This is a genomic window from Actinosynnema sp. NPDC050801 (assembly GCF_040673975.1).
Classification (GTDB): Bacteria; Actinomycetota; Actinomycetes; order Mycobacteriales; family Pseudonocardiaceae; genus Actinosynnema.
Genome location: NZ_JBFAQZ010000012.1, coordinates 171,411 through 185,051 on the forward strand (window position 1 = coordinate 171,411; position 13,641 = coordinate 185,051).

Below are 13,641 nucleotides of genomic sequence, written 5' to 3' on the forward strand. Positions count from 1 at the left end.
CCTGGAAAGCCCATCACCGAACACGTCCGCTGTGCTTGAATGCTCGCAAGGCCGCCTTGGTGGGGATCATGAGGCCTTGTTGTTCGTAGGGGTGGAACGCAGGTTGCTCACGTCGGCGGCGTTCTTCGGGGACCGCCGATGGGTGGAGCGTGCCTGCGCACGGCGCGGGGGGAAACGCGTGAACAAGGGGAAAGCACGTCTGTTCTGGTCTGCCGCTTCGCTGCTGGCGCTGGTGGCGGCAGGATTGTCACCGGTGCCGGCACCGGCCGCGAGAGCCGCGGAGACCGCGCCCAGGGTGGCCGCGCCACCGTCACCGAGGTGCACCCAGGTGGCCGTGGCGGCGGAGGCGGCCGAATCGTCCGCGCAGGCGCCGCAGAGCAGGCCGATCCAGGCCGATCAGGCGTCCGCCGCCTACGCGGCGCCGGACACGCCGCGGCGGATGATCCCGGGCGACGAGCACCCGGTGCGGGTGACCGTCCGCAACACCACGCAGTCACCGCTGGTGGCGGGCAGGCACGTGCTGTCCTACCACTGGACCCTGCCCAACGGCGGTGACGCCACGGCGGGGAACCGGCTGGACACGGCGTTGCCGGCGAACCTCGCGCCGGGCGCGGAGGTCACCCTCGACGCACGCGTGAAGGCCCCGGCGCTGGCCGACATCGGCAACGACCGCGAGCAGTTCACGCTGCGGTGGGACGTCTACGACACCAGCACCCGCAGGTGGCTGTCCGAGACGGCGGGCGTGCCCACGCTCGACCTGGACGTGCGCGTGGAGCAGCCCACTTCCGACCAGCTCGGGCTGGAGCACTTCTACTCCTACGCCAGCCTGCCCACCGGCGCGGGCGGGGACCTGTCGGTCAACCAGTTCTCCGGCAACGCCGTGTGGAACTACGACGTGCTGACCAACCCCAGCCGTGGCCTGGCGAGCTTCAGCCGGCTGTCCTACAACTCCTCGGACACCTCGAACTCCTACGCCGGCCCCGGGTGGTCGGTCACGGCGTCGACGCTGAACCGGCTCGGCACACCGCTGGAGTTCGGCGGCCTCCTGCCGGGGCTGCTCGGTTGGCCGACCACGGTGAGCCTGGTCGACGGCGACGGCACCGGGCACGTGTTCGAGCTGAACAAGCACGACAGCGCCGACAGCCGCAACTGGACCTACGACGCGCCGGCGGGCGTGCACCTGTACCTGCGGTACCTCCCGGGCGGCGATGACGAGCGGCGCTGGGTGTTCACCACGCCGGAGCGCACGGAGTTCTTCTTCGACGCGCAGGGCTACCACACGGCGACGGTGGACAAGAGCGGCAACACCATGTCGTTCACCTACGAGCGGGCGCTGCTGGGCAACCGCAACACCGGTGTGCTGAAGCACGTCACCGACGCCACCGGCCGCCGCACGCTGACCCTGGACTACTACCAGCGCGGGGACGCGTTCTCGTACATCCTCGGCGGCAGGAAGCTGACCGGGACGAACCTGGACAACCTGTTCATCATCAACAAGCTCAAGTCCGTCACCGACGTGTCCGGTCGGGTGGTGGCGTTGACCTACACCGACAAGGGGCACCTGGGTGAGGTCGTGGACGGGCTGGGCAACCCGGACGCCAAGCCCTTCACGTTCTTCTACGACGAGGCCAACGCGAAGCTGCTGTCCGTGGTGGACCCGAACGGCGGCACCACCAGGGTGGACTACTTCACCGGCGCCGGTGAAGCGCTGCGCAAGTGGAACGTCCGGACCGTCACCGACCGGGGCCGGGCCACGACCGGCTTCGACTACGTCGACCCGGACGCGGACAAGGGCTCGAAGGTCGACTCCGCCCTGGTGGACGGCAACGGCCACACCACCCGCACCCTGCTCGACGGCTACGGGCGGGCCGAGCGCATCACCAACGCCAAGCACGAGACCACCCACCTGCACTGGGACGCCGACAACAACGTCATCCGCCTGGTCGAGCACAACGGCGCCACGCAGACCTGGACCTACGACCAGAAGACCGGCTTCCCGCTGGAGATCCGCGACGCGGAGGCGAACCGGACCAACGGCCCGGCCACCCGCCTGGGCTACCGCACCGAACTCGGCGGGCACGTCGCCGACCTGACCGAGAAGGTCACCCCCGAGGGTCGCAAGTGGACGTTCACCTACGACGACAAGGGCAACCTGCTCGCGGTCACCGACCCGAAGGGCAACGCCACCCCGGACGGGAACGACTACACGTCGCGCTACTCCTACGACGGCTTCGGTCACCTGATCGAGCAGACCGACGCCAACGGCAACACCACCAAGTACGGTGACTACGACGCCAACGGCTACCCGCGGCTGATCACCGACCCCCTCAACTGCACCACGGCCTACCGCTACGACGACGTCGGCAACGTCACCTCCATCACCGACGCACGCGGCAAGACCGGCAGCTACACCTACGACATCTTCAAGCGCCCGCTCGACACGCGCGAGCCGAAGGACCAGGCGGCCGGGGCCTACATCGTCACGCCGGGACCGCGGTACGACCGCAACGACAACGTGGTGACCAGCACCGCGGCGAACGGCGCCGTCACCCGCGCCGTCTACGACGCGATGGACCGGCAGGTCGGCGTCTACGCGCCCGAGGACGAGGCGGGTGGTCCGGAGAAGCTGACCACGTTCGCCTACGACGCGGTCGGCAACCTGCTCAAGCAGACCGAGCCCAAGGGGATGCTGACCCCGCAGGACCCGGACGACTTCACCTACACGTTCACCTACGACGAGCTCGACCGGACCATCCGGGCCGTCGACGTCGACGGCAACGTGATCAGCGCGGAGTACGACGCCGTCGGCAACCTCGTCGAAGAGGTCGACGCGCGCAAGAACAAGTCGCCCGACCCCGACGACTTCACCACCAGGTACGTCTTCGACGCCAACCACCAGGTGCTGGAGACCATCGACGCGGACGGCCACTCGGCGAAGACGCGGTACGACCGCGACGGCAACGTCGTGGCCAGCACCGACGAGCAGGGCAACGAGACGCTCATCGAGCTGGACGAGCGCGGCATGCAGCGGGAGGTTCGCTCGCCGCACAGCTCCGACGGCGGCACGATCCGGTACTTCACCACCCGGTACGAGTACGACCAGGTCGGCAACCTGACCCGCACGATCAACCCGCGCGGGGTGGACACCCCGGACAAGGCCGACGACTTCGTCGCCGAGACCGTCTACGACGAGCTCAACCGGGTGCGCGAGGAGATCCTGCCCTACGACCCGGACGACGCGGAGCACAAGACGCCGGTCGGCACGATCAAGACCTACAACGAGGTCGGCGACCTGGTGGAGGTCAGCGCACCGACGTCGCACGGCGAGTCGGTCCGCAACATCACCCGGCAGACGTACTACGACAACGGGTGGTTGCGCACGTCCACCGACTCGTGGGACATCAAGACCGCCTACGACTACACCGCCACCGGGCAGCAGTCCAACCGCACGGTGACCAGCGCGGGCGGCGGGGCGCAGCGCGTGGAGACGTGGGAGTACTTCCCCGACGGCAAGCTCAAGAAGCGCTCCGACGAAGGCGTGCCGGTGGGGCGCAACGTCGTCGTCGTGGACAACTCCAACGCGGCGCGGACCCAGGTGACGGGGAATTGGCGCACCGAGGAGTCCGGCAGGGGTTTCCAAGGCACCGCGTACCGCGCCACCGACGCCGACGACGCCGCGTTCGCCTGGAAGGCCGCGGTGCCCGCCGACGGCACGTACGAGGTGCTGGTGCGCCATCCCGGCGGGACGGCCACGGACGCCGCGTACACCGTCGAGCACAACGGCGGCACGAGCACCGCGCGGGTCGACCAGACCCAGCGGGCCGGCGAGTGGACCAGCATCGGCAAGTACGCCATGTCGGCGGGGCAGTCCCGCACCATCACGCTGTCCGGCCGGGCCGACGGCACCGTGGCCGCCGACGCCGTCCAGCTGGTGCGCGACAACAGCGCCGACGCCGACAACGAGAAGAAGGTCTTCGAGCACCGGTACGACCCGAACGACAACCTCGTGGAGATGACCGACTCCACGCCGAGCTCGCCGGTCGACGCCTACCGCATCGCGTACAACGCGGTGAACCTGGCGGAGAAGGTCGAGGAGCTCAAGGGCGGCGCGGTCAAGCACACCACCGACTACCGCTACGACGAGAACGACAACCTGACGTTCGCCGGGTTCGACGGGAAGTCGGCGCTCTACGAGTACAACGCGCGCGACCTGGTCACCAAGGTCACCAACAAGAAGGACGACGGCGACCAGGGCAAGGTCAACTCGTTCTCCTACACCTCGCGCGGGCACGTCGAGCGGCACGTCAAGAGCAACGGCAACACCGTCGACTACACCTACTACCTCGACGGGCTGCTGCGCCGGCAGCTGGAGCGGAAGAAGGACGGCGGGCAGGTCGTCGTCGAGCACAACCTCGAATACGACTCCAACTCCAACAAGGTCCGCGACGACGGCAGGAAGCAGAACGCCGACGACCACGGCGCGACCATCAACGCCGACGCGACCTACACCTACGACCCGCGCGACCGGGTGCGGAAGGTGACGAAGAAGGGCGGCGAGGGCGAGCGCACCGAGGAGTACAAGCACGACGACAACGGCAACGTCTGGGACCAGCGGGTCGGCGGCGCGCACACCGCGTTCGACTACGACCGCAACCGGCTGGTGTCGTCCACCACGGACGGGCAGCGGGCGAACTACGACTACGACGCGTTCGGCCGCCTGCACCAGGTGACCCAGTCCGGCAAGCAGCTGGAGAAGTACACCTACGACGGGTTCGACCGCAAGGTGGAGCACGTCAAGGACGAGGGCTCCGGCCCGAAGACCACCAGGTACACCTACGACCCGCTGGACCGGCAGCAGACCAGGGTCGAGGGCGACAAGACCACGGCGTTCCACTACCTCGGCCTGTCCGACCAGGTCCTGACCGAGGACGAGAACGGCAAGCTCCGCAAGTCCTACCAGTACTCCAACGACGGCGAGCTGCTCGCGCAGGTCAAGTACGCCGACGACGGGAGCGAGGAGGACTCGGTCTACGGGTTCAACCCGCACTCCGACGTCGAGCAGGTCACCGACTCGCAGGGCGACACGAAGTCCACCTACGGCTACACCGCCTACGGCAAGGACGACGAGCAGGAGTTCTCCGGCGAGGACAAGCCCGACCAGGCCGACCCGGACAAGCCGGAGGAGAACTCCTACCGGTTCAACACGGCCCGGCACGACAAGAGCACCGACACCTACGACATGGGGTTCCGGGACTACTCGCCGGGGCTCAACCGGTTCCTGACGCTCGACCTCTACAACGGTGCGCTCGCCGACCTCGGCATGACCACCGACCCGTGGACCAACAACCGCTACGCCTTCGGCGCCGGCAACCCGCTGTCGCAGGTGGAGATCGACGGCCACGGCTGGCTCGACGACGCGGCCGACTGGGTCAAGGACAACGCCAAGGAGGTCGGGCACGCGGCGCTCGACGTCGTCGGCGTGATCCCCGTCGTGGGCGAGGCCGCGGACCTGGCGAACGCCGCCTGGTACGCCTCCGACGGCGACTACGCCAACGCCGCGCTGTCCGCGGCCGCCGCGGTGCCGTTCGCCGGGTGGGGCGCCACCGCGGTGAAGGCGGGCAAGTACGCGGTCAAGGGCGCCGAGGCGGCGCAGGGCGGCGCGAAGGCGGCGACCGCCGGGCAGAGCACGGCGAAGACGGCCGGCCAGGCCGCCGATGCCGGGGCGAACGGCGCGAAGGCGGCGCCCGCGCCGAAACCGGCGCCGAAGGCCGGCGGCGCGAGCGGTGGCAAACCCTCCGGTGGCGGGGGCGGCAAGGCCGGCGGCACGGCGTCGACGGGGAAGAAGGCCTCCGGCGGCGGCTCGGGCGGCGGCAAGGCGGCCAACGGTGGCGGCACGAGCGCCACCAAGGGCGGCTCGGGCGCGTGCCGCAACAGCTTCACCCCCGGCACGCCGGTGCTCATGGCCGACGGAACGCATCGCCCGATCGAGGAGGTGCGCGAGGGCGACCAGGTACTGGCCGGCGACCCGGACACCGGAGCGACCGCCGCCCGCCCGGTCACCGCGCTGATCGTCGGCGAGGGCGCCAAGGAACTGGTCGAGCTCACCATCGAGGCGGGTCACACGCCCGGAACCGTCGTCGCCACCGCCGAGCACCCGTTCTGGGTGGACGACCAGGGTCGTTGGGTCGATGCCGAGCGGCTGCGGGTCGGCGACCTGGTCCTGACCGCCGACGGTGAGCGCCGGGAGGTCCTCGGCACCCGGCAGTGGAGCGAGCCCCGCAAGGTCCACAACCTCACCGTGCACGGGGTGCACACGTACTACGTCGGTGTCGCCGACGAGGACGTGCTGGTGCACAATTGCGGCGAGTCCACGCCGCACGGCTTCGCCAACCGGGGCGACTTCGAGAGCTTCGGCCGGTCACTGCACGACGGACTGGCACGGGCCGGCTACCCCGGCGCCCAGGGCGTCATGCAGGGCAGCGCCGTGACCGGGCGCAAGTACACCACCGGCGCGCCCTTCGACGTCGGCAGGCGCAGCGACTTCGACGTCGCGCTCGCCGGCGACGACATCTTCGGCGCCGCGCAGGGCGCCGGCCTGGCCACCAGGTCCGGCGGTATCCGGACCGGTCCGCTCGACCGCCGGGCGCTGCGGACTTTGGGGCTCGCCGGCCTTCGCGGCGAACTGAGCAGAATGGCGGGCCGCAAGGTGAACTTCATGGTGTACCGCTCGGTCCAGGACGCCACCGGGCGGGGAGCGAGCATGACGATTCCGAGGTAGGTCGTGGAAACAATCATCTACGGATCCGGCACCACGAGCATCCACGAGGTGGGTGGGCAGGTGGACCGCCTGCTCGGTGTCGCCCTCGAACCGCACGAGAGCTCTTACTTCGGTGGCGAGTACTTGACCGTCACCACAGAGCTGGACGAGGAGATCAAGGTGGTCGACAACTCCGTCGAGGACGACGACGGGGAGGTGACCTACCCGGAGTTCGCCGACCACGCGGTGATCGTCGAGATAGAGGAGACCGAGCGGGGCGACGAACTGGTGGCGACGCTCGCGGGCGCACCGGATCTGCGGCTGCTCAAGAGGGCCACTTGGTGATCACGCCCCAGCGGTGACGGGGCGGGGAACGTGTCAGTGACGAGGGGGAGCGGGATGAGGCGGATTGCTTCTGCGGGGCTCGGGGTCGCCGTGGTGACGGCGGCGTCGGTGCTCTCGGCGCCGGCGGCGTCGGCGGCTGCGGCGCTGCCGTTGTCGGGATTCGGTGACGTGGCGGTCGACAGCGCGCGTCAGCGGGTGTTCATCTCCGGTGGCGCGTCGTCCAACGGCGTCGCGGTGGCGGACTTCTCCGGCAGGGTCCGCACGGTGATCGAGAACCAGCCGGGTGCGGACGGGTTGGAGTTGAGCGCGGACGGCACGCGGCTGTTCGTGGCGCTGTCGGCGGGCGACGGCATCTCGGTGATCGACACGTCGACCCTGGCGGAGACCGCGCGGTACGCCACCGGGGCGGGGACGTGCCCGACGCACCTGGCCCGCACGGGTGCTGTGGTGTGGTTCGGGTACGGCTGCGTGGACGGCAACTGGTCGGGCAAGATCGGCAAGCTGGACCCGGCGGCGGCCGAGCCGGTGCGGGGCGAGCGGCAAGGCGCCACGCGGTTCCAGCGGGCTCCGCTGCTGGCGTCGTCCGGCGCCGAAGCCGGGCCGCTGGTGGCCGGGCAGTTGTCGTTGAGCCAGTCGACGGTGCAGGTCTACACGCTCTCGGGCGGAGCGCTGACGGCCGCGACGTCCGGTGACGTGGTCGGCGCCGGGCTCACGGACCTCGACGTGACCGGTGACGGGGCGACGCTGTTCAGCGCGGCCGGGTCCCGTGACCGGGTGGAGGCGTTCGCGACGGCGGACCTGGCGCGCCGGGGTGCGTACGCGACCCGGCCCCGACCGGCCGCGGTGTCGTTGTCGCCGGACAGCGCGTACGTGGCCGCGGGAGCGCTGACCAGCGACGCCAACGACGTGCTGGTCTACCGCGTCGGCGGCGCGACGCCGGTGAACACGGTCTCGCTGGACAGCGGCGAGACGGTGCAGCCGCGCGGCCTGGCGTGGTCGGCGGACCAGCGGACGCTGTTCGTGGTCACCCGGTACAACAACGACCCGCAGCCGCGCCTGGAGGTCGAGCGCTACCCGGTCGGGTGGTGAGCCGGCCCACCCGACGAGGCGGCCGAACGCCCGCACCCGCGGTGGTGCGGGCGTCCGGCCGCTCGGCGCGTGACGGCGGGAGGCTGCCGTGGCAGAGGCTGGTGCCTCCGCGGCCGAGGACGGACGGCCGACGCCGGCCACGTACGCTGCGATGCGTGAACAGAACTACTCCCGCCCTGCTCGTCGTCGCCGCGGTCCTGCTCGTCGGCGCGTGCGGTGGCGGGACTCCGACCGCCACGTCCTCCTCGTCGGCGACCACCACCACCGCGCCGTCGGTCGACGCCGCAGCCGAAGAGAAGGCGATCCGCAAGACCTTCGCCGACTACCGGGAGGCCGCCAAGGCGAAGGGCGGCGTCGCCGCGGCCGCGCTGCTGTCGCAGGAGATGCTGGGCTACTACACCAAGGCCCGCGACCTCGCCCTCACCGGTTCGGAGCAGCAGGTGCGCGAACACGGTGTGACCTCGTCGATGTTGGTCTACGTGCTGCGCGCCGAGTTCGGTGCCGACCAGCTGCGGGGGATGTCGGCCGAGCAGTTGGTGTCCGCGGCGGTGGCGAAGGGCATGGTGAGCGAGAACAGCCTGGCCAACGTCGACCTGGGCACGGTGGTCGTGGACGGTGACACGGCGCGGGCGGACATGACCTCGCGCGGCCAGTCCGCCGGTGTGGAGCTGCGGTTCCACAAGGAGTCCGGCTCCTGGCGATTCGACGCCCGACCGCTGATGGCCGCCGGTGACGAAGCGCTCAAGACCGTCGCCGGGCAGCGCGGTGTGACCGTGGACCAGCTCGTCGACACGGCGCTCGGCACGCTCTACGGCGCGGAACGGGTGCCGGGCCTCAAGCAGCCGCTACAGGGCTGACCGGCCCTGCACGCCCGCGACCGCACGGGTGTCACGTCGCGGTCACCGTTGTCGTGGTCAGTCGCCGCTGACCATGTGGGCGCCCTTCGCGGACTCGTCGGTCGCCGTGAACAGGCCGCGCACGTGGGCGGACAGCTCGGCCCAGTCCAGCCGGCCGTCCGCGTCGACGTCCATCGCCCCGAACGCCGCCTCGGCCACCTCCGGGTCCGAGACCCCGCCCCCGCGGTAGATCGCGGCGAACCCCTCCAGGTCGATGTAGCCGTCACCATCACCGTCGGCCGCCTCGAAGCACCGCCGCGACGCGGACTCCCACTTCTCCACCAGCACCTCGGTCGTCACCCGTCCCGAGGTGTGGGCCTCCCGGAACTCCGCCGCGCCCACCACGCCGTCCACGTCGAGGTCCGCACCGCAGATGTAGTCCCAGATGCCCTCGTACCCCTCGACCAGTCCCCGGGCCAGTGGGGAATCCGCGTCGAGCCCGAACTCCCGCACCACTCCCCGGGCCATCGACGTGAAGTCGCCCTTGCTGATCCCACCGTCGCCGTCCATGTCGAGGATCGCGAAGACCCGGTCGATGTTGACGAGCCGAACCTGGTCCGACATGGCGAACACCCCGTCCGTCGATAGCCCGAATGGTCGAGAACCGCAGCCTAACGACGGACATCCGGGATCCGGCAGCGGGAAACGGGTCCACCTCTCTACCCGATGGGTCGTCCTCCGGATCTTGACAACGACCGGGAGTAGCACTCACCGCCCGAATTCCACCGGACAGCCGCAACCTGCCGCCGCCGCGCCGCTGGATGTCGCGCCGGCACCACCGGTTACGCCTGCCACACCGTGTACGCGATGACCAACGGGTCGTCGCCGGCGGGGACGGCGGTGACCTGGACGGCGACCACGTTGTCCTCCGCGGTGCGGGCGCAGATCCACGCGCCCGGCCGCTGCTGCCCGATGGACACCTGGTCGTAGCTGCGTCGGGCCAGCTCGTCGGCGCAGGCGGCGGCGTCGGGTTGGGTGGCGATCGGCGCGATCGGCAGCTGTCCTCCGCCGGAGGTCCACAGCTCGCGGTACGGGCCGACGTACCAGAGGTCACTGGCACCCGGCTCGACCTCGCCGATCCGGCCGGTCTCCACGTCGAGGTAGTCCTGGTCCCGCAGCGACACGGTCTCGGTGCGGATGACGGCCCCCGACGCGACGGTGGCGTTCGTCGCCGACGAAGTCCCCGACACCGGACCAGACGCACGCGACGCGGTGGTGGTCGTCGAACCGGTGGTCGTCGCGGGGGTGCCCGCGCTCCGGCTCCGGTCGGTGGCCGCGTCCACCCAGTACCCGTGGAAGGCGGCTCCCGTCATACCCGCGCCGACCGCGATCAGCAGGGCCATCAGCGCCGCGCGGCCCCTGGCGGGTCGTCCGGTGAGCAGCCCGAGGAATCCGGCCAGCACCGACAGCAGTCCGGTGACCAACACACCCGTATCGGCGCCGGTGGTCGTCAGTTGGGCCACCGCCGCCACGTCGGCGACCGAACCCAGGCCTGCCAGCACCGTGGCGCGCCGGGCGGTGGAACGGGTCTGCTCCGGCTCGATCCGCCCGGTTTCCGGCGCCTGGGTGTGCGACATTCCGGCTTCCTCCCGCGACCTCGGACCTGTCCGGAATCGTGGCAGCGCGCCGACGACGGCGCGTCCCGGAAAACCGTGATTGTGCTGGGCACGGGTGGGTCAGCGGCCGGGCAGGCGGTCCAGGTAGGTGAGCACCGCGAGGACGCGCCGGTTGTCCGCGGGGGTGCCGGGCAGGTCGAGCTTGGCGAGCACGCGCTGGACGTGCGTGCCGACCGTGTTGAGCGAGACGAAGAGGCGTTCGGCGATGCCCCGGTCCGTCAACCCCTGCGCCATCAGCGCGAGCACTTCGCGTTCACGGCGGGTGAGCGCGCCGAGCCGGGCGCCGAGGGCCTCGTCCACCACCGTCGGGTCGATCACGACTTCCTTGGCGCGGAGGCGGGTGAGCGTCGTCTCCAGCTGCGCGGCGTCGAGCAGGTGGTCTTTCAGGACGTACCCGCAGGCGCGCGAGCCGGTGAGTTCGAGCAGCGCGGTGGCGTAGGCCGGTTCGGCGTACTGGGACAGCAGCAGCAGCGGCAGGTCGGGGTGCGCGCGGCGCAGGACGCGCGTCAGCTCCAGCCCTTCGTCGGTGAAGGTAGGCGGCATCTTGATGTCCAGGATGACGACGTCCGGTGTGTTGGCGTGGACCAGTTCCTCGACGCGACCGGGTTCCTCGGCCACGGCGATGACGGCGTGCCCGCGTGCGGACAGCAGGCGGGCGAGGCCTTCGCGGATCAGCCACGAGTCGTCCACGAGGATCAGTCGCACGACAGCTCCACTCGCAGTCGGGTGCCGGTGGGTTCGACGTCGGTCACGGACAGCGTGCCGTCGAACGCGGCCGCCCGGTCCGCCAACCCGCGCAGTCCACTGCCGCGGGTGGGGTCGGCGCCACCGACACCGTCGTCGACCACGTCCACGCGCAGCACACGTCCGCGCAGGGCGAGCAGCACGCGTGCCCGCCGCGCCCCCGCGTGCTTGACCACGTTGGTCAACGCCTCGCTGACCACGAAGTAGGCCGCCGTCTCCACCGGTGGGGGCAGGCGGCCGGGCAGCGCGTCGTCCACGGTCACGGGGATCGGTTGGCGGCGTACCAGGGCGCGGACGGCGGCGGACAACCCTTGCTCGGTCAACGCGGCCGGGTGGATGCCGCGTGCCAGTTCGCGCAACCCGGCGATCGCGCCGGCCAATTCCTGCTGGGCCTCCTCCAACGCCTCGTTGACCGCCTCGTCGGCGGGGTCGAGCTGCTGCTGGAGCAGCCGCAGGGCGATGCCGACGGCCAGGATCCGTTGCTGGGCGCCGTCGTGCAGGTCGCGTTCCAACCGTCGCCGTTCCGCCGCGGCGGCCTCGACGATGCGCCGCCGTGACGCCCGGACCTCGACGAGCTGGCGTCGCACGGTGGCGTGCAGGCGGGCGTTGTCCAGCGCGAGACGGGTCGCGGCGGAGGCCGCCGCCAGCAACCGCTGTTCGTCGTTCAACGCGGGGTCGTGCAGCACCAGGCCGATCGGCGGGGTGCCGCCGATCGGCAGCGCGGCCTGGTCGCCGCCGATCGAGACGTGGTCGCCGTTCTCGTCCACGTACCAGTCGTCCTGGGGGAACGCGAGCCGGAGCGTCGGGTCGTGCAACGCCTTGCGCAGTGCGGGTTGCAACCCGCCGATGGGCGCGTGCTCGATCGCGCGCACGAAGTCCGCCACCGAGCCGTACCGCAGCCGTTCGCGCAGCAGGCCCAGCAGGAAGGCGCCGGGCATGGTGAGGACGGCGAGGTAGGGGAGCGCATCCGACAGCGCGCTGCCCGTCGGCTCCGCGTTCAGCGCGGCCAGTGCCGTCGTCAGCGCGAACAGCGTGATCATGACGAAACCGCAGACCAGGGGATACGCGAGGGTCCGCCGTCCGCCGGGGCTGGCCTGCCTGATCTTGAGCCACATCAGCACGAGGTAGACCACGGCGAAGGCGAGCCAGCCGGCGTTGATCAAGGTGGACGAGCCGCCGCCCGCGAAACCCGCTTCCGGCGACGCCCCGGTCCAGGGTCGCGACGTGACGGCGTCGACGGTGTGCACGACGTCGACGACGCAGACCACCGCACCGTAGCCGTAGAGGGCGGCGATGAACCGGCGCGGCAACGCACGGGGCAGCCGACCGTCGGGGTAGGAGAGCAGCAGGTGCGCGAACACGACGATCTGGAACGGTTGCGCGGCCCGGGCCACGACGAGGTCGACCGCGGCCCACGCCTGCGTCGTCTCGATCACGAAACCGGCCGGTGCGTCGAGCAGCAGGATCAGGCCGAGCACCTGCATCAGCAGGCCGAACCGGCGGTCCGGCCGGATCACCACCGCGAGCACGCCCACGCCGCCCCACACCAGTGGCGAACCGATCTCCCACACGTACCGGACGGCGGGTTGCCGGCCGGCGGTCGCGGCGAGCACCACGTCCACGATCGCGACCACGACCGCCGCGATCGACAACACCCACGTGAGGACGAACGGCCGGCGCATCAGCGCTCCCCGAGGAGGGTCACGAGCCCTTCGACGGTGAACTCGGCCTTGCCGAGGAACCCGCGCACCAGCACCAGGTCCGAGAAGTCCCGCAAGTCCTCCCGCTGCCTGCTGGACACCAGCACGATCGACGGCCGCACCGGTCCCGCCTCCAGCCGTCTCGCCACCTCGAACCCGTCGAAGTCCGGGAGCAGCACGTCGAGCAGCACCAGGTCCGGCACGCTCTGCGCGACGAGCGCGAGCGCCTCGTGCCCCGTCCCGGCTTCGCCCACGACGTCAAACCCGCCGGTCCGCAACAGCCGCGCCGCCAGTCGCCGGTACGAGACCTGATCGTCGACCAAGAGCACACGCGACATGCCCACACCATCCGTCAACGATGGACCGGACGCGAGACCGCGGGCGGAACATCACGGATCTCCACGACCTGCGCACGCCGGCAGGATGCCGGCACACCTGCCGCTGTCCAACCTCGCGCCCGCACGACCACCTCAACGGCCGTATCGCCACGCCCC

9 protein-coding genes are annotated in these 13,641 nt (G+C 70.8%); 4 read left to right on the plus strand and 5 right to left on the minus strand.

All coding sequences use genetic code 11. The annotated features are described in order from the left end of the window. The first annotated feature begins 328 nt into the window (after positions 1 to 328). From AB0K14_RS25890 to AB0K14_RS25905, 4 genes are all read left to right on the plus strand, one after another. A complete protein-coding gene (locus AB0K14_RS25890; RefSeq protein WP_360459282.1) occupies positions 329 to 6,778 on the plus strand; it encodes a polymorphic toxin-type HINT domain-containing protein in 6,450 nt (2,149 codons plus the stop codon). Between the two features lie 3 nt (positions 6,779 to 6,781). Beyond that, entirely contained in the window at positions 6,782 to 7,102 is a 321-nt protein-coding gene (locus AB0K14_RS25895) for a hypothetical protein (protein ID WP_360459284.1), read from the plus strand. Positions 7,103 to 7,156: 54 nt separating this feature from the next. Further along, the gene (locus AB0K14_RS25900; RefSeq protein WP_360459286.1) at positions 7,157 to 8,191 is read left to right on the plus strand and encodes a hypothetical protein; all 1,035 of its coding nucleotides are present in this window, start codon (positions 7,157 to 7,159) and stop codon (positions 8,189 to 8,191) included. Positions 8,192 to 8,346: 155 nt separating this feature from the next. Next, positions 8,347 to 9,048, plus strand: coding sequence for a hypothetical protein (locus AB0K14_RS25905; RefSeq protein WP_360459288.1), 702 nt, complete (start codon positions 8,347 to 8,349; stop codon positions 9,046 to 9,048). A 57-nt stretch (positions 9,049 to 9,105) separates the two neighbouring features. On the opposite strand, the gene AB0K14_RS25910 is transcribed toward AB0K14_RS25905, so the two are convergent. The 5 genes from AB0K14_RS25910 to AB0K14_RS25930 form a co-directional block, all read right to left on the minus strand. Beyond that, complete coding sequence (locus AB0K14_RS25910; RefSeq protein ID WP_360459289.1) at positions 9,106 to 9,651, minus strand: EF-hand domain-containing protein; 546 nt, start codon at positions 9,649 to 9,651, stop codon at positions 9,106 to 9,108. A 218-nt stretch (positions 9,652 to 9,869) separates the two neighbouring features. After that, a complete protein-coding gene (locus AB0K14_RS25915; protein ID WP_360459291.1) occupies positions 9,870 to 10,664 on the minus strand; it encodes a hypothetical protein in 795 nt (264 codons plus the stop codon). A 99-nt stretch (positions 10,665 to 10,763) separates the two neighbouring features. Next, positions 10,764 to 11,408, minus strand: a complete 645-nt coding sequence (locus AB0K14_RS25920; RefSeq protein WP_360459293.1) for a response regulator transcription factor — start codon at positions 11,406 to 11,408, stop codon at positions 10,764 to 10,766. Beyond that, complete coding sequence (locus tag AB0K14_RS25925) at positions 11,399 to 13,129, minus strand: histidine kinase (protein WP_360459295.1); 1,731 nt, start codon at positions 13,127 to 13,129, stop codon at positions 11,399 to 11,401. Before AB0K14_RS25925 ends, AB0K14_RS25920 begins: the two co-directional genes overlap by 10 nt. Beyond that, complete coding sequence (locus AB0K14_RS25930; protein ID WP_360459297.1) at positions 13,129 to 13,485, minus strand: response regulator; 357 nt, start codon at positions 13,483 to 13,485, stop codon at positions 13,129 to 13,131. Before AB0K14_RS25930 ends, AB0K14_RS25925 begins: the two co-directional genes overlap by 1 nt. Positions 13,486 to 13,641: the final 156 nt, after the last annotated feature.

Coding starts and splice junctions, on each gene's coding strand:
- AB0K14_RS25915 (WP_360459291.1), bottom strand. CDS start 10,664: ATGTCGCACACCCAGGCGCCGGAAACCGGGCGGATCGAGCCGGAGCAG.
- AB0K14_RS25925 (WP_360459295.1), bottom strand. CDS start 13,129: ATGCGCCGGCCGTTCGTCCTCACGTGGGTGTTGTCGATCGCGGCGGTC.
- AB0K14_RS25910 (WP_360459289.1), bottom strand. CDS start 9,651: ATGTCGGACCAGGTTCGGCTCGTCAACATCGACCGGGTCTTCGCGATC.
- AB0K14_RS25900 (WP_360459286.1), top strand. CDS start 7,157: ATGAGGCGGATTGCTTCTGCGGGGCTCGGGGTCGCCGTGGTGACGGCG.
- AB0K14_RS25930 (WP_360459297.1), bottom strand. CDS start 13,485: ATGTCGCGTGTGCTCTTGGTCGACGATCAGGTCTCGTACCGGCGACTG.